The 16,269-nt window shown below is 68.0% G+C and carries 14 protein-coding genes; 10 read left to right on the forward strand and 4 right to left on the reverse strand.

Annotation, left to right across the window (positions count from 1 at the left end; all coding sequences use genetic code 11):
• Nucleotides 1–114: 114 nt before the first annotated feature.
• Both J2X09_RS16180 and J2X09_RS16185 read left to right on the forward strand, forming a co-directional pair.
• Nucleotides 115–1,329, forward strand: coding sequence for a multidrug effflux MFS transporter (locus J2X09_RS16180; protein ID WP_204731245.1), 1,215 nt, complete (start codon nucleotides 115–117; stop codon nucleotides 1,327–1,329).
• On the forward strand, nucleotides 1,326–2,711 hold the full coding sequence (locus tag J2X09_RS16185; RefSeq protein ID WP_310308763.1) for an MFS transporter: 1,386 nt from the start codon (nucleotides 1,326–1,328) through the stop codon (nucleotides 2,709–2,711). The genes J2X09_RS16180 and J2X09_RS16185 overlap by 4 nt, the downstream gene beginning before the upstream one ends.
• Here J2X09_RS16185 and J2X09_RS16190 read toward each other — a convergent pair.
• Nucleotides 2,708–3,781: a DUF72 domain-containing protein gene (locus tag J2X09_RS16190; RefSeq protein WP_204731919.1), complete on the reverse strand. Its 1,074-nt coding sequence runs from the start codon at nucleotides 3,779–3,781 to the stop codon at nucleotides 2,708–2,710. The genes J2X09_RS16185 and J2X09_RS16190 overlap by 4 nt on opposite strands.
• A gap of 110 nt (nucleotides 3,782–3,891) precedes the next feature.
• Between J2X09_RS16190 and J2X09_RS16195 the strand changes: the two genes are divergently transcribed.
• The 5 genes from J2X09_RS16195 to trhO all read left to right on the forward strand — a co-directional run bounded on the left by J2X09_RS16195 (nucleotide 3,892) and on the right by trhO (nucleotide 10,249).
• Complete coding sequence (locus tag J2X09_RS16195; protein ID WP_204731244.1) at nucleotides 3,892–6,261, forward strand: Tex family protein; 2,370 nt, start codon at nucleotides 3,892–3,894, stop codon at nucleotides 6,259–6,261.
• 83 nt (nucleotides 6,262–6,344) lie between these two features.
• Nucleotides 6,345–7,172, forward strand: coding sequence for an HDOD domain-containing protein (locus tag J2X09_RS16200; protein ID WP_204731243.1), 828 nt, complete (start codon nucleotides 6,345–6,347; stop codon nucleotides 7,170–7,172).
• A gap of 109 nt (nucleotides 7,173–7,281) precedes the next feature.
• Nucleotides 7,282–8,115 carry an HDOD domain-containing protein gene (locus J2X09_RS16205; RefSeq protein ID WP_204731242.1) on the forward strand — a complete coding sequence of 278 codons (834 nt, stop codon included), beginning with the start codon at nucleotides 7,282–7,284 and terminating at the stop codon, nucleotides 8,113–8,115.
• Between the two features lie 39 nt (nucleotides 8,116–8,154).
• The gene (locus J2X09_RS16210) at nucleotides 8,155–9,249 is read left to right on the forward strand and encodes a patatin-like phospholipase family protein (RefSeq protein WP_204731241.1); all 1,095 of its coding nucleotides are present in this window, start codon (nucleotides 8,155–8,157) and stop codon (nucleotides 9,247–9,249) included.
• 31 nt (nucleotides 9,250–9,280) lie between these two features.
• Nucleotides 9,281–10,249 carry an oxygen-dependent tRNA uridine(34) hydroxylase TrhO gene (gene trhO / locus J2X09_RS16215; RefSeq protein ID WP_204731240.1) on the forward strand — a complete coding sequence of 323 codons (969 nt, stop codon included), beginning with the start codon at nucleotides 9,281–9,283 and terminating at the stop codon, nucleotides 10,247–10,249.
• Between the two features lie 30 nt (nucleotides 10,250–10,279).
• On the opposite strand, the gene gbd is transcribed toward trhO, so the two are convergent.
• Nucleotides 10,280–11,416: a 4-hydroxybutyrate dehydrogenase gene (gene gbd, locus J2X09_RS16220; protein WP_204731239.1), complete on the reverse strand. Its 1,137-nt coding sequence runs from the start codon at nucleotides 11,414–11,416 to the stop codon at nucleotides 10,280–10,282.
• Between the two features lie 100 nt (nucleotides 11,417–11,516).
• Here gbd and J2X09_RS16225 point away from each other — a divergent pair, with 100 nt between their 5' ends.
• Entirely contained in the window at nucleotides 11,517–12,500 is a 984-nt protein-coding gene (locus J2X09_RS16225) for an alpha/beta hydrolase (RefSeq protein WP_204731238.1), read from the forward strand.
• 7 nt (nucleotides 12,501–12,507) lie between these two features.
• Nucleotides 12,508–13,365 carry a YbgC/FadM family acyl-CoA thioesterase gene (locus J2X09_RS16230; RefSeq protein WP_204731917.1) on the forward strand — a complete coding sequence of 286 codons (858 nt, stop codon included), beginning with the start codon at nucleotides 12,508–12,510 and terminating at the stop codon, nucleotides 13,363–13,365.
• A gap of 13 nt (nucleotides 13,366–13,378) precedes the next feature.
• Here the strand turns inward: J2X09_RS16230 and J2X09_RS16235 are convergent, their stop codons facing one another.
• Both J2X09_RS16235 and ygfZ read right to left on the reverse strand, forming a co-directional pair.
• Entirely contained in the window at nucleotides 13,379–14,215 is an 837-nt protein-coding gene (locus J2X09_RS16235) for an NRDE family protein (RefSeq protein WP_204731237.1), read from the reverse strand.
• 20 nt (nucleotides 14,216–14,235) lie between these two features.
• The gene (gene ygfZ, locus J2X09_RS16240) at nucleotides 14,236–15,180 is read right to left on the reverse strand and encodes a CAF17-like 4Fe-4S cluster assembly/insertion protein YgfZ (protein ID WP_310308770.1); all 945 of its coding nucleotides are present in this window, start codon (nucleotides 15,178–15,180) and stop codon (nucleotides 14,236–14,238) included.
• Between ygfZ and mltG the strand changes: the two genes are divergently transcribed.
• Nucleotides 15,179–16,261 carry an endolytic transglycosylase MltG gene (gene mltG, locus J2X09_RS16245; RefSeq protein ID WP_374726512.1) on the forward strand — a complete coding sequence of 361 codons (1,083 nt, stop codon included), beginning with the start codon at nucleotides 15,179–15,181 and terminating at the stop codon, nucleotides 16,259–16,261. The two genes, ygfZ and mltG, sit on opposite strands and share 2 nt — an antisense overlap.
• The last annotated feature ends 8 nt before the right edge of the window (nucleotides 16,262–16,269 follow it).

Below are 16,269 nucleotides of genomic sequence, written 5' to 3' on the forward strand. Positions count from 1 at the left end.
GGAGGGATGAAAGGAATTCGGAATGCGAAATTGTGACGCAGGCGGCATCGCCCTACACCAGATCGGCGCAACCGTGCCCGGGCAATGCCTTCGGGCGGTGGCGACAATAGCCCGATGTTCTTTTCCCGTTATCTCAAGATGGCCCTGATTCTGGGCCTGTTGTCCGCCATCGGCCCCTTCGCCATCGACATGTACCTGCCGGCGCTGCCGGCCATCGGCCGCAGCCTGGGCGCCGAGGTGGGCGCCGTGCAGTTCAGCCTCACTGCATTCTTCCTGTCCCTGGGGGTGGGCCAGTTGCTCTACGGGCCGGTGTCCGACATGGTGGGCCGCAAGCCGCCGCTGTATTTCGGCCTGGGGCTGTTCACGCTGGCCAGCATCGGCTGCGCGCTCGCGACCGACATCCAGACCCTGGTAGCCCTGCGCTTCCTGCAAGGCCTGGGTGCGGCCGCCGGCATGGCGATTCCACGTGCGGTGGTGCGCGACCTGCACACCGGCGCGGAAGCCGCGCGGCTGATGTCGCTGCTGATGCTGGTGTTCAGCGTCTCGCCGATCCTGGCCCCCCTGGCGGGCAGCGGCGTGATCGCGCTCACCGGCTGGCGCGGGGTGTTCTGGGCGGTGGCGCTGGCGTCGGTGGCCGGGTTGCTGCTGGTCTACAGTGCCCTGCAGGAAACCCGCTCCGAAGCCGAGCGTGTGGAAAGCAGCCTGGGCAGCGCGCTGCGCGCCTACGGTGTGCTGCTGCGCGACTGGCACTACCTCGGTCTGGTCGGCATCGGTGCCACGGCCATGGCGGGCTTCTTCGTGTACCTGGCGGGCTCGCCCTTCGTGCTGATCAACCACTACGGCCTGTCGCCCACGCAGTACAGCCTGGCCTTCTCATTCAACGCCGTGGCCTTCATCGGTGCCTCGCAGTTCACCGGCCTGCTGGGGCGGCGCTTCGGCCTGGTGCGGCTGGTGAAGGCCGCCGCCACGGCCTCGGGCACCACCATGGCACTGCTGCTGGCGTATTACCTGCTGGGCGGTGACCAACTCTGGGTGCTGATCACGCTCTACTTCGTGGCCAGTGCCTTCATGGGCCTGGTGATTCCGACCGCCTCCGTGCTGGCACTGGAGAAGCACGGTGCCATCGCCGGTACCGCGTCGGCGCTGCTGGGCACGCTGCAGATGCTGGGCGGTGCAGCGGCCATGGGCATCGTGAGCCTGTTCGCCACCGGCAAGCCGTTGCCAATGGTGGTGGGCATGGCCACCGGTGCGCTGATCGGCGTGGCACTGACCTGGATCACGCTCTCGGGCGACGCCCGCCGGCACCTCGCGGCCGAGGCGCACGGGTGACCCCGCAGGACGGTCTTCCTTCGCCCCAGCGCGGCAAGGCCGTGCTGGTGATCGTGCTGGGCATCGCCATGTCGGTGATGGACGGCAGCATCGTCAATCTTGCGCTGCCCGGCATTGCCCGCGAGCTTGATGCGACGGCGGCACAGGCCATCTGGGTGGTCAATGCCTACCAGATCGCTTCGCTGGTGATGCTGTTGCCTCTCGCGGCACTGGGCGATCGCCTGGGCTACCGGCGGGTCTACCTCGTGGGCATGCTGCTGTTCGTGGTGTCGTCGGTGGTCGCCATGCTGGCGAACTCGCTGCCCATGCTCACGGCGGCGCGCGCGCTGCAGGGCCTGGGTGCGGCCGGCATCCTGAGCGTGAACACGGCGCTGGTGCGGCTGGTCTACCCGAGCTCGCGGCTGGGGCGTGGCATCGCCATCAACTCCATGGTGGTGGCCACGTCCACGATGGCGGGCCCGGCGGTCGCGGCGGCCATCCTGTCGGTGGCGTCGTGGCCCTGGCTGTTCGCGCTGAATGTGCCGCTGGGCCTGCTGACCCTGTGGATGGGCCGACGGGCTCTGCCCACCAACCCGCCACGCACCACCGCTGCGCCACAGTTCTCGCTCGTGGACGTGCTGCTCAACGTGCTCATGTTCACCCTGGTCTTCGTCGGCGCGGACTACCTGGGCGTGCGGGCCGGTGCGGCGCATAGCGCACCAGCCCTGGGCTGGACGCTGCTGGCCGCGGGTGTCGCGGTGGGCATCGTCTACCTGCGCCGCCAGTGGCACCTGGCCGCGCCGCTGTTCCCGCTGGATCTGTTGCGCCTGCCGGTGTTCGCGTTGTCGATGGCGTCGTCCGTCGGCGCCTTCTGCGGGCAGATGCTGGCTTTTCTCAGCTTGCCGTTCCTGTTGTTGGAAGTGCAGGGGCGTTCGCACATGGACGCGGGCCTGATCATGACGGCCTGGCCGCTGGCCACGGTGCTGGTCGCACCGATCGCGGGCCGTCTGATCGGCCGCTATCCGGCCGGCTGGCTGGGCGGTATCGGCATGGTGGTGTTCGCTTCCGGCCTGCTCGCCACGGGCTTGCGCCCCGAGCACGCGACCAGCCTCGACATGGCCTGGCGCCTGGCCCTGTGCGGTGCGGGTTTCGCGCTGTTCCAGTCGCCCAACAACCACACCATCGTGACCACCGCGCCCCTGCACCGCAGCGGCGCGGCCAGCGGCATGCTGGGCACGGCGCGGCTCACGGGGCAGACGCTGGGTGCGGTGGTGCTGGCGGCGATCTACGCGATCTGGAACCAGCACGACGGCCGGGGCGAGACCATTGCGTTGTGCCTGGCGGCCAGCTGCGCCCTGCTGGCGGGCGTCACGAGCTCGCTGCGTGTGCGGGCGAGCCGCTAGGGTCGCGGGTTCGCCGCCAGCCCTTCGGCCAGCGCCCGCACCGACAGCGGCGCGCAGCCCTCTGCCTTGTTGCTGATGGTCACGTAGACGTTCTGGCCGGCACCCGCGATGCCGGCCATGGTGCGCACCAGCAGCTCGCGCGTGTCCTGATCCACATCGTGGATGCGGTCGTAAGGGCTGTATTCGCGCTGGGCGTCTTCATACCCATAGGCCCCATGCAGCGGGTTGAGGTTCCAGCGGCACACCATGGGGCCGGGCCAGAGCTTGCGCAGCAGGGGCAACTGATCGGCCAGGCGCGGCATCTTGGCGTGCAGGCACAGGCACCAGGTGGCCCCCGCTTCGCGCAGCATGGCGGCGAGTTCCGGCATGAAGAGCGGGTCCAGCCATTCGGGGTCTCGCACTTCCAGCGCCAGCACGCCGTCGGGTGCCGTGGGCGAGAGCGGCGGCTGGGCCAGCAGCAGCGTGCGCATGCGCTGCAGCACCAGGGGCAGGTTGTGCAGCAGGTGACGGGGCAGCGGGCTCAGCTGGAACACCAGCGCGCCGACCTTGTGGCCCAACCCGGCGAGTGCCGGCGCCACGAAGTCCTGGGTGGCCAGGACGGGGTCCAGAAAGGCCGGGTTGGGCTGCAGGCCCCGTCCGTCCTCGCCGCGCACGAGGGCGTCGGTCACATGGCTGGGCGCCTTGACCACAAAGCGGAAATCGTCGGGCACCTGGGCGGCATAGCGGGCGTACTGGTCCTGTGTGAGCGGGCGGTAGAAGCTGCGGTCCACGCCCACCACGCGCAACAGGGGGTGCTGGCTGTAGGCGTGCAAGCCTTCCTTTGAGAGGAGCGATTCGCTGTACGGGCCTTCGTCCCACACCAGACCTGCCCAGCCTGGGTAGCTCCACGATGAGCTCCCAATCCGCACACGTGGAGGTATCGTGGCCGCCAGCGCCTGCAGCGCGGCGTCGGCAGGGGCCGGACAGACCTCGTTCGTCCGGCGGCGTCGCACGATCGGCTCGCTGGCGGCTTGCGCGAGCACGTGTGGCGAGGGCGCAGCGGGCGGTGCGCCGAAGAGGTCGTCCTGCATGGTGAAAACGGGCGTTTCTGCGTACCACATCTCGCGGCTCGCGGCCTGGAATGTTAGCCCGTCAGGTGTGGCAAACTCGCGCGCTTCTTTTGTTCCCACAGCGACGGTGCATGCAGCAGATCATCCGGCAGATCGCCACAGAAATCAGGGTTGAAGAGAGACAGGTGTTGGCAGCGGTGGAGCTGCTGGATGGCGGCGCCACGGTGCCCTTCATCGCCCGCTACAGAAAAGAAGCCACAGGCGGCCTCGACGACGTCCAGCTACGGGAACTGTCGTTCCGGCTGGACTACCTGCGCGAGCTGGAGGACCGCCGGGTGGCGGTGCTCAAGAGCATTGACGAACAGGGCAAGCTCACCGACGCGCTGCGTGCCGCGATCGCCGCGGCGCCGACCAAGCAGGAACTGGAAGACATCTACCTGCCGTTCAAGCAGAAGCGCCGTACCAAGGGCCAGATCGCGCGCGAGTTCGGCATCGAACCACTGGCCGACCGGCTCTTCGCCGACCCGACGCTGGACCCTGTGGCCGAGGCGGCGGCCTTTACCCGCCCCCCCGAGGTGCTGGACGACGGCAAGCCGGGCGCCGATTTCTCCACGGTGCCCGCCGTGCTCGACGGCGTGCGCGACATCCTCAGCGAGCGCTGGGCGGAAGACCCGGCGCTGGTGCAGAGCCTGCGTGAGTGGCTATGGCAGGAAGGCCTGCTGAAGAGCACGCTGGTGGCTGGCAAGGACGAAAACACGCCCGACAACGCCAAGTTCCGCGACTACTTCGACTACGACGAACCCATCAGCCGCGTGCCCTCGCACCGGGCGCTGGCCGTGTTTCGCGGCCGGGGCCTGGAAATCCTGGACGCCAGACTGGTGTTGCCCGAGCCCCCCGACGCAGTGCCCGCCGGCAAGCCGGGCGCCACGCCATCGCTGGCCGAAGGCCGCATCGCGCTGCACCTGGGCTGGAGCCACCAGGGCCGCAAGGCCGACGATTTGCTGCGCAAATGCGTGGCGTGGACCTGGCGCGTGAAGCTCTCTCTCTCCAGCGAGCGCGACCTGTTCGCCCGCCTGCGCGAAAGCGCCGAGGCGGTGGCCATCAAGGTGTTTGCCGACAACCTGCGCGACCTGCTGCTGGCCGCGCCGGCCGGTCCCAAGGTGGTGATGGGGCTGGACCCTGGCGTCCGCACGGGCGTGAAGGTGGCCGTGGTCGATGCCACCGGCAAGCTGGTCGACACCGCCACCGTGTACCCGCACGAACCCCGGCGCGACTGGGATGGTGCCCTGCACACCCTGGGCCTGCTGGCACGCAAGCACGGCGTGAACCTGATCGCCATCGGCAACGGCACGGCCAGCCGGGAAACCGACAAGCTCGCCGCCGATCTCCTCAAACTGCTCGAGAAAGCCGGGCAGGGCGGGATGCAGAAGGTGGTGGTCAGTGAGGCTGGCGCTTCCGTCTACTCCGCCAGCGAGTTCGCCTCGCAGGAAATGCCCGATGTGGACGTGAGCCTGCGTGGCGCGGCCAGCATCGCCCGCCGCCTGCAGGACCCGCTGGCCGAGCTGGTGAAGATCGATCCCAAGAGCATCGGCGTGGGCCAGTACCAGCACGATGTGAACCAGAGCGAGCTGGCCCGCACGCTCGATGCCGTGGTGGAGGACTGCGTGAACGGCGTGGGCGTGGACCTGAACACCGCCAGCGTGCCGCTGCTCTCGCGCGTGTCCGGCCTGTCGGGCAGCGTGGCCAAGGCCGTGGTGCGCTGGCGCGAGGCCCATGGCGCGTTCCGCAACCGCCAGCAGCTGATGGAAGTGGCGGGCCTGGGCGCCAAGACCTTCGAACAGAGTGCGGGTTTCCTGCGCATCCGGGGTGGCGACAACCCGCTGGACATGACCGGCGTGCACCCCGAGACCTACCCTGTGGTCGAGCAGATCATCGAAAAGACGGGCAAGCCGGTGGCCGAGCTGATGGGCCGCGCCGACATGCTCAAGACCTTGCGTCCGGAGCTGTTCGCCAACGATCGCTTCGGCGTCATCACGGTGAAGGACATCCTGGGCGAGCTGGAGAAGCCGGGCCGCGATCCGCGCCCCGATTTCCAGGTGGCGCGTTTCAACGAAGGCGTAGACGACATCAGCGACCTGCGCGAGGGCATGATCCTGGAGGGCACGGTGAGCAACGTGGCGCAGTTCGGCGCCTTCGTCGACCTGGGCGTGCACCAGGACGGCCTGGTGCACGTGAGCCAGCTGTCGCACAAGTTCGTGAACGACGCGCGCGAGATCGTCAAGACCGGCGATATCGTCAAGGTGAAGGTGATGGAAGTGGACGTGGCGCGCAAGCGCATCGGCCTGTCCATGAAGCTCGATGCCGCACCCGCCCGGCGCGACGGCCCGCGCGACAACCGCTTTGAACCGTCGCGCGGCCAGGGCCGTTCCGGCGCCCCCGCCTCGCCACCTGTGACATCTGCCATGGCTTCGGCCTTCGCGAAGCTCAAGAACGCGCGTTGAGCGGGCCCCGTGGCTCAAGTCGGGTGAAGCCCGGCCGATAGGAAGGACAACAAGAAAACCCTTTCGCATCGGACTTCACCCTCATGGAACTCGAAGCCCTCCTCAATTACCCGCGCGCCTTGCCGCCCATGTCGCGCACCGTCTCGGACCTGCTGGCCGAGATGAACAAGGATGACCCCAGCCCCAAGCGCGTGGCTGGCCTGGTCGCACACGACCCCGCGCTCACCACCCGCGTGCTGCGCCTGTCGAACTCTGCGTTCTTCCGTGTCAGCCGCCAGATCGGCAGTGCCGATGAGGCGGTCGCCCTGCTGGGCATGACGCACGTGCGCTCGCTCGTGATGGCCGCGGCCCTCGGATCGAGTTTCAAGAATGTGCCGGGCGTGGACATGGTCCATTTCTGGCGCTACAGCCTGCGGACGGCGGACATCTCGCGCTCCCTGGCCAGCCTGCTGAGGCAGAACGAAGGCAACGCCTTCACGGCCGGGCTGATCCACGGCATTGGTGAATTGATCATGCACATCGCCATGCCCGACGTCATGGCGCCCATCGACATGGGCACGCCGCCCCTGGATCTGCGGCGCGCCGAAGTGGAGCGCAGCGCGCTGGGATACACCTATGCCGAGGTGGGTGCCGGCATGGCCGAGAAGTGGCAGTTTCCCACCTCCATCGTTTCCGCCCTGAAGTACCAGGCCGCGCCTTTCGATGGCGAGACCTACGACGCCCTTGGGGGCGTCCTGCACCTGGCGTCCTGGCGCGCCCGGGCAGAAGAGATCCGGCTCGATGAGAGCGGTCTGGCCGCCACCTTCCCCGACATGGTGGGCCTCACCCTGGGCCTTGATCTGGACAGCGTGCTCGGCAAAGACCCGACGGAATGGTCGTTCAGCCAGGCTTTGAGCGCGTTCATCGACTGACACGATTTCCCGGCACGTTGTGCCGAAAAAGTTCTCAAGTGGCGCCCGCACCCGTCGATGAACTCATCACAAGTCACCAACCGCCGCGCACTCCGAAGGGCAGACCATCATGCAACTCGAAAAGCTCCTCAAGCAACCGAATGCACTTCCTTCAGCACCCAAGGTGGTGCGCAAGCTGATCGAGACGTTCGACCAGGAAGATGTCGATGCCATGCTGGCGGCCTCCCTGATCGAAGACGACCCGGTGCTCACCGCCAAGTTGCTCAAGACCGCCAATTCGGCGTTCTTTGGCCTGAACCGGTCCGTGAGCACGGCGCGCGATGCGATCAACGTGCTCGGGCTCATCAAGGTTCGCGCCCTGGTGATCGCCGCCTCGCTGGGTGAAGGCTTCCACACCGTGGGCGGCGTGAACCTCAACCAGTTCTGGCGCTACAGCCTCAACACCGCGAACCTGTCGCGCTACATCGCGCTGCCCATCAAGATGGATGAGAACACCGCGTTCACGGCCGGCCTGATCCACGGCATTGGCGAGCTGGTCATGCACGTGGGCATGCCTGAAGCCATGATCGATCTCGACCGCAGCGTCCCCATGCTGGACCTCAAGCGCGCCAAGGCCGAGCGTGGCCTGTTCGGCTACAGCTACGCCGAGGTGGGGGCCGCGCTGGCACGCGACTGGCACTTCCCCAAGCGCATGATCAACGCCATCCTTCACCAGACGGCACCGTTCGACAACGACGTGTACGAGCCGATTGCCGGCGTGATCCACATCGGTTCCTGGCGTGCACGGGCGGAAGAGCAGCAGATGCGCTCGGAGCTGCTGATCAACACCTACCCCGACCCGGTGGGCCTGGTGCTTGGCATCGACCCCGACACCGTCGTCGCCGAGGAAATTCCCTCGATCTCGCGCCACTCGGAAGTCACCGAGGCGTCGGAACCCCACTGACTCCTTCAGGTGCCGGGCCTGCGCGACAATCGCAGCCCTATGCAAGCGCTCCGTTTCTACGCCGGCCCGGCGGCCCGCCGGCACATCGAACAGCACGGCCTGCGTCCGCAGGACATCGGCGTCATCCCCGCGGCGGCAGGTGGCCCCAAGGGCCTGATCCTCGGTCCCATCGACCGCTTCCTCTTCGGTGAATGGCTCGCTCGCAGCGGGCAACCCGTGGATCTCGTGGGGGCCTCCATCGGCGCCTGGCGCATGGCCACCGCATGCCTCAACGATCCCGTGGCCGCCTTCGAGCGGCTGGAACGCGACTACATCGCTCAGCATTACGAGTTGCCACCCGGGCAGAAGCGGCCCACGGCCGTCCAGATCAGCCAGCGCTTCGGCGAAAACCTGGAGCTCTTCTACGGTGGTCGGCTGGATGAAGTCCTTCACCACCCGCGTTACCGCCTGCACATCGTGACTTCCCGGGGGCGCCTGCTGCTGCGCCAGGATGGCGGGCTGCGCACGCCGCTGGGTTACCTGGGGGCCTTCACGGCCAACGCGCTGCACCGCAAGGCGCTGGGGGCGTGGCTGGAACGCGTGGTGTTCTCGTCGGCCCCGGCGCAGGCCGACAGCCTCGGTCCGCTGCCCTTCGGCACGCTGGACTACCGCACCCGCCAGGTGGCGATGCGGGCAGACAACTTCATGGACGCGCTGCAGGCCAGCTGCTCGATTCCTTTCATGCTGCGCCCGGTGCGCAACATTGCCGGCGCGCCGCCCGGCACCTACTGGGATGGTGGTCTCACGGATTACCACCTGCACCTGCAGTACCAGCCGCCAGCGTCCTCACCCATCGTGCTCTACCCGCACTTCCAGAAAGCCGTGGTGCCCGGCTGGCTCGACAAGGCCTGGAAGGGACGCCACCGCAGCAGCCCCGCGCTGGACGCCATGCTGGTGATCGCCCCCGACCCCGAATGGGTCAAGACCCTGCCCAATGCCAAACTGCCCGACCGGGACGATTTCCGCCGCTACGGCCAGAACCTCCCGGCACGCATGCAGGTGTGGAACGGCGCCGTGAGCGCGGCCACGCAACTGGCCGACGAGCTGGCGCGGTGGCTGGAGCGGCCCGATCTGTCGCGCCTCGACCCCCTGTAAGGCCTTGGCCGGGCGCGGGATAATCTCGCCCATGCCCGCTTTCCTGACCGCCGCCCTGTACCAGTTCGTGGATCTTCCGGACTTCGCCGACCTGCGCGAGCCGCTGCTCGCCTGCTGCGAGGCGAACGAGGTGAAGGGCACGCTGCTGCTCGCGCGGGAAGGCATCAACGGCACCATCGCCGGACCGGAAGCCGGGGTGCGGGCGGTGTTGACGTTCCTCCGCGCAGACCCGAGGCTGGCGCGCCTGCCGCACAAGGAGTCCTGGAGCGAACACCCGCCGTTCCACCGCATGAAGGTGAGGCTGAAGAAGGAGATCGTCACCCTGCGCGTGCCAGGCCTGGACCCGAACCAGACCGTGGGCCAGTATGTGAAGCCGCAGGACTGGAATGCCTTGCTGGCCGATCCCGACGTGCTGCTGATCGACACCCGCAACGACTACGAGGTGGCCATCGGTACCTTCGAGGGGGCGATCAACCCGAACATCAAGACCTTCACCGAGCTGCCGGCCTGGCTGGATGCGCAACCGGCCTTGCAAGGGGAGGGTAAGAAGCCCAAGGTCGCGATGTTCTGCACGGGCGGCATCCGCTGCGAGAAATCCACGGCGCTCATGAAGATGCGCGGCTTCGACGAGGTCTACCACCTCGAGGGCGGCATCCTCAAGTACCTGGAGGAAGTGCCGGCAGAGCAAAGCACCTGGCAAGGCGACTGCTTCGTGTTCGACGAGCGCGTGAGCGTGGGCCATGGCCTGGTGCCCGGGCCGCACGAACTCTGCCGTTCCTGCCGCTGGCCGCTGGACCCGCAGGAGAAGGCCTCGCCGCACTACGTCAAGGGCGTGAGTTGCGCGCACTGCCACGACCAGCGCAGCCCCGAGGAAAAGGCCCGCCTCGCCGAGCGCCAGCGCCAGGTGGAGCTGGCGGAGGCACGGGGCGAGGTGCACGTGGGGGCGCGCATGCCGGATCGCGATGGCGGCGGCATTGCCGAGCCGGAACCGCAGGCCTGAGCGCCAGGTCGCCGACTCGGCAGCCTGCCATCACATCGACGCGTGCAGCATGGCGCGGTAGTCGTCGGGGCTTGCCAGGCGCGGATTGGTCTTGTGGCAGTGGTCCGCCAGGGCGCCTTCGATCACGCGGTCAAACAGGTCAGGGGTGACGCCCATGGCCGCCAGGCCGCTCGGCAACCCCAGCCGGGCACTCATGTCCTTCACCGCCTCGGGCACATCGCTGCCGCTGGGCAGGCCCATGGCCTGGGCCATGCGCTGGAGGCGATCGTCTTTGCGCATGGAGTCGGTCTCGGCATTGAAGCGGATGACGGCAGGCAGGAACACCGCGTTCAGCGTGCCATGGTGCAACCGCGGGTTCACGCCGCCCAGGCTGTGGCTGAGCGAGTGCACGCAGCCCAGGCCCTTCTGGAATGCCATCGCGCCCTGCATGGACGCGCTCATCATGTTCAGCCGCGCCTCGCGGTCCTGGCCGTTCCTGGTGGCCCGTTCGATGTGGGCCCAGCCGCGCCGCAGGCCGTCCAGGCCAATGCCGTCGGCTGGCGGGTTGAAGGCGGGGGCCATGAAGGTTTCCATGCAGTGGGCAATGGCGTCCATGCCGGTGGCCGCGGTCAGCATGGGCGGCAGGCCCAGCGTGAGCTCGGGGTCGAGCAGGGCGGTGCGGGGCACGAGGTGCCAGCTGTGGAAGCCCAGCTTGCGCCCGTCGTCGACGATCACGATGGCGCCGCGCGCCACTTCACTGCCTGTGCCGGCGGTGGTGGGTACAGCGATCAGCGGCGGCACGCGGTCGGTGATCTTCGGCGAGCCGCCTTCGATGGTGGCGTAGGTCTTGAGGGGCCCTTCGTGCGTGCAGGCAATGGCCACACCCTTGGCGCAGTCGATCGCGCTGCCCCCGCCCAGCGCGACCAGGCCGTTGCAATCGCCTTGCCGGTAGACCGCCACCGCCGCACGGATGCCCGCTTCGGTCGGGTTGGACGGGGTCTGGTCAAACACCGAGGCTTGCAGGCCGGGCATGGCCGCGAGGGTTTTGTCGAGCAGGCCTGCGGCCTTCACGCCCGCGTCGGTGACGATCAGTGGGCGGGTGATGCCGACACGTTCGCACTCGGCCTGCAGCTGCTCGAGGGCGCCGAATTCGATGAGGATGTTGGTGACGTAAAGAATCTGGGCCATGTCTGTCTCCGTGGAGCAAAAACTATACGGTCGGCCTGAACGCTTGACTATGCGGACCTGCCCGCGCGGGTCGCGCAAAAGACAGCCACAATCGGATGCCATGCAGAACCCCAACGATCCCCGTGGCCTGCTCACGCCGACGATGCGCGGCGTGCTGGACCGCATCGCGCGCGCCGGTCATCCACCCCTGCACGCATTGCCGCCCGACCAGGCCAAGGCCGCCTACGAGGCCGGCGCCGGTGTTCTCGAGGTGCCTTCACAGCCCCTGGCCCGGGTGGAGAACCTGAGCATTCCCGCGCGCGACGGTGCCATGCTGCCCGCGCGCCTGTTCGCCCCCGAGGCAGACCAGCCCCTGCCGGTGCTGCTGTATTTCCACGGCGGTGGCTTCACGGTGGGCAGCGTGGACACGCACGCGCCGCTGTGCCGTCAGCTGGCACAGCTGGCGGGTTGTGCCGTGGTGTCGGTGGACTACCGGCTGGCGCCCGAGTGGAAATTTCCGACGGCGGTGAACGATGCCTGGGACAGTCTGGCCTGGCTGCGCGCGCAGGCTGGCGCACTGGGCCTGGACGCTTCGCGCATCGCGGTGGGGGGCGACAGTGCCGGCGGCACGCTGGCGGCCGTGACGGCCATCGCCGCGCGCGACATCGGCTGGTCGCTGGCGCTGCAATGTCTTTTCTACCCCGGCTGCGCCGGCCACCAGGACACCGCGAGCCACAAGACCTTCGCGAAGGGCTTCCTTCTCGAGGAAGCGGACATCACCTACTTCTTCGGCCACTACCTGCGCGAGGCTGCCGACCGGGACGACTGGCGCTTTGCGCCGCTCGATGGGGTCGACGAGAGCGGCCATGTGCGGGAGCTGGACGACGTGGCACCGGCCTGGATCGGACTGGCCGAGTGCGACTCCCTCACCGACGAGGGGGTGATGTACGCAGACCGCCTGCGCCATGCCGGTGTGGCGGTGGATCTTGAGATCTACGCCGGGGTGGTCCATGGTTTCGTCAATTTCGGGCGTGCCATCCCCGAGGCCCGCACCGCTCACCAACACGCCGCGCTCGCGCTGCGCAACGCTTTTGGAGTCCACTGAGATGAGTTTGAAACGATCCGATTTCCGCTTCTTCCACCGCATGCGTGTGCGCTGGGCCGAGGTGGACATGCAGAAAATCGTGTTCAACGCGCATTACCTGATGTACTTCGACACCGCCATCTCGGACTACTGGCGCGTCATGGCCCTGCCGTACCACGAGACCATGGAGCAGCTCGAGGGCGACCTGTACGTGGTGAAGGCCACGGTGGAATTCCATGCCTCTGCGCGCATGGACGACCAGATCGACGTGGCCATGAAATGCAGCCGCATCGGCAACTCGTCACTCACCTTCACCGGTGCGATCTTCCGGGGCGATGAACATCTGATCAGCGGGGAGCTGGTCTACGTGTTTGCCGATCCGGCAACGCAGAAGTCCCGCCCCGTGCCGGCCGAGCTGCGTCAGGCACTGGAAGGCTATGAAGCCGGTGAAGCCATGACCTCGGTTCGCGTGGGCGCCTGGAGCGAACTCGGGCCTGACGCGCAACGCCTGCGCACGGCGGTGTTCGTGGAGGAGCAACGCATACCCAAGGAACTGGAGTGGGACGAGGCCGACCACACGGCGGTGCACGCCGTGGCCTACAACCGCCTGGGCCGAGCGGTGGCCACCGGCCGGATGCTGCCGCACGAACCGGGTGTGGCGCGCATCGGCCGCATGGCGGTGGAACGCACCCTGCGCGGTGGCCGTCTGGGCCGCGATGTGCTGCACGCGCTGATGGGCGCTGCACGCGAGCGGGGTGACAACGAGGTGATGCTGCATGCGCAGCAAAGCGCCGAGGGCTTTTACGCCCGGCTGGGTTACGAACGCCGTGGTGCGCCCTTCGAAGAGGCGGGCATCCCTCACCAGGAAATGGTCGCCAGGCTCTGAGGCCGGAGAGCACTCACCAGTTGAGGGTTTCGCGATGGTGCTGGGCGCCTTCGAGCGGGGCACCCGGGCCCGTATGCGGGTAAGTCCATTCGTCCATGTGCACGTCCCATCCGCTGCCTGCAGGCCGTGCGCTCACCACCAGGCTGCTGCGTGTGCCATAGGCGCGTCCGGGCATGCACACGAAGGCGCTGGATAGCGCGCGCTCCATGTCATCCGGCACGCCGGTGTGGGGCAGTTCCCGGGCATTGGCCGGCGTGCCATCGGACAGGCTGCGTGCGAGCGGAAGCATCCACTCATCGGTGGTGGACATGCGGGTGAGCGCGTCCGTCACGGCCTGCTTGAGGCGCAGGGTCTTGGGCCAGGGCGTGTCGAGGCTGGCGTTGGACAGGCCATAGATGCCGGCCGACAGGGCCTTGCGGTGCATCTTTGACGCTCGGGTTTCGTGCGGTGTGTCGGGGTCCCGGTTGCTCAGCCAGGTCCAGTGCTGGCGATGGAAATCACCCACCACTAGGTTGAAGCCCCCGTACGCGCTTGGGTCGATCGTGCCGGCCAGCCGGTCTTCATCGCCGTCGCCCTGCAGCCATCGGGTGACCAGTTCACCCCGGCTGCGCGATCCGGACCCCGCCAGTGGCTGCCGCACATTGGTCAGCATGGCCACGCGCCCGGCCGGGCTCAGGCCGAGCCAGGTGCCGCCATCGCGCAGGTCGCGCCCTGCGACGATTTCAGTCCCGTCGTCCAGGTTCCAGCGGTGCAGGGCGGCGGTGGGGCGGTTCAGGAACTCATCGCGGTTGGCCGCGATGAGCAAGGGGCAACCCGGTGCGGCATTGAGAGCAAACGCGATCAGGCACATGGGCGCTCCGGGCGCGGCACTCAGATGTCTTCGAGCAAGGGGTAGGGCAGGGGCAGCAGATGCAGGGTGGGGCCGTCAGCGCTGCCAGCGTGCAGGCTGCCTTGCGCGGCGGCGCTGGTCTGCATCGACACGATGGCGTCGAATCCGCCAGTGGGGTTGGGCGCGGCCTGGACCACGGTGCCGCAGGCCTGTTCGGCATCGCCACTGTGAAACACCTCCTGCCCCGAAGCCAGCGGCGCATCGCCGTGCACCACGTAGGCGCGGCGCTTGAGCGTGCCCCGGAACTGGCTGCGTGCCACCACTTCCTGGCCGGGGTAGCACCCCTTCTTGAAGTTCACGCCACCAACCGATTCGTAGTTCAGCATCTGCGGCACGAAGGCTTCGTAGACCGGCTGGCTCACCGTGCCCACGCCGCTTCGCACGTCCAGCCATTGCCACAGGGGTTCGGCCAGTGCTTCGCCTTCGGGTTGCGCCGCTGCGCCTGGGGCCAGCCACAACGCGCGGGCCAGTCCCTCGGCCGGGTAGAGTCGCACGACGCTGGCTTCACCATCGCGCCACTGGCTCCACGCGGCCACCGGCAGCGCAGGCGGCACGGCGGCGCCCACCAGGCCGAACAGGCGGAAGGCATCGCTGGCGTCGCTCAGCCTGGCCTTGGCGCGCAGCACGAACATGGAGAGGCGCTTGAGCGTGGTGGGCAGCAGGTCGCGGCTGCAGACGAGGAGGATCTCGTCGTGGCTGCGCTTGAGGCCCACGAAGCTGGCCTGCATGCGTCCCTTGGCCGAGCAGAAGGCGGCCAGCCGGGCTTCCGACAGGCCGAGGAGGGCGAAGTCCTGCGTGAGCTGGCCCTGCAGGAATCTGGCGGCGTCCTCGCCCGCCACCCGGATCACGCCCAGGTGCTGCAAGGCGGTCACGCCGCTGGTGGCGAGGCCCTGTGGGGCGCTGCCGGGGATCGTCGATGTGCTCATGGCGTCGATTATCATGGCCGGCTCGAATCCCCACGGCCGTCCAAGCCTTGTCCCTGCCGAGCCCAAGCCTGTGATCCGTTTCCTCAAACTGCTGGTGGTCATTCCCCTGCTGCTGGCCATGCTGGCAGCCGTGGGCGGCATGTGGTGGCTGGAGCAGCCCCTGCCATTGAAGCCGGAGGCCTCGGACCAGAACCCGTTGCTGGTCACCATCCCGCCAGGGTCCTCGGCCCAGACCGTGGCGGACACCCTGGAGGCGTCGGGTGTGCAGACGCCTTCGGCACTGCTGTACGCGTGGTTCCGTTTCTCCGGGCAGGCGCGCGACATCAAGGCCGGTACCTACGAGTTCACGCCCGACACCACGCCCCGCATGCTGCTGTCCAAGCTGGTGCGAGGCGAACAGGCCCTTCGCAGCATCACGCTCGTGGAGGGCTGGAACATCCGCCAGGTGCTGCAGGCGGTGCGCAGTTCGCCCGACCTGACGCAGGACATCGAGGGCATGAGCCAGAACGACATCATGGCGCTCATCGGCTACCCGGGTCGACATCCGGAAGGGCGGTTTTTCCCCGACACCTACCGTGTGGTCACACGGGCTCCCGCATCGAGCGTGTTGCGGCAGGCCGCCCAGGCGATGGAGCAGCGTGTGGCACAGGCATGGGAACAGCGCGATCCGGCCACGCCGCTGCGCACGCCGGATGAGGCGCTCATCCTGGCCAGCATCATCGAGAAAGAGACCGGCCTGGAGAGCGACCGTCGGCGCGTGGCGGGTGTGTTTGCCAACCGCCTGCGCATCGGCATGCGGTTGCAGACCGACCCCACCGTGATCTATGGCCTGGGCGAGCGCTTCGACGGCAACCTGCGGCGCGTCGATCTGCAGACGGACACCGCCTACAACTCGTACACCCGCGCGGGTCTGCCACCCACCCCGATTGCCATGCCGGGCATGGCATCGTTGCTGGCTGCGGTGCGGCCCCAGGCCACGAACGCCATCTATTTCGTGTCGCGGGGCGATGGCTCCAGCCAGTTCAGCGCCACGCTCGAAGAACACAATGCCGCGGTGCAGCGCTACATCCTGCGCCGTTGATGCCTCTC

Source organism: Hydrogenophaga laconesensis (assembly GCF_031457235.1).
Classification (GTDB): domain Bacteria; phylum Pseudomonadota; class Gammaproteobacteria; order Burkholderiales; family Burkholderiaceae_C; genus Hydrogenophaga; species Hydrogenophaga laconesensis.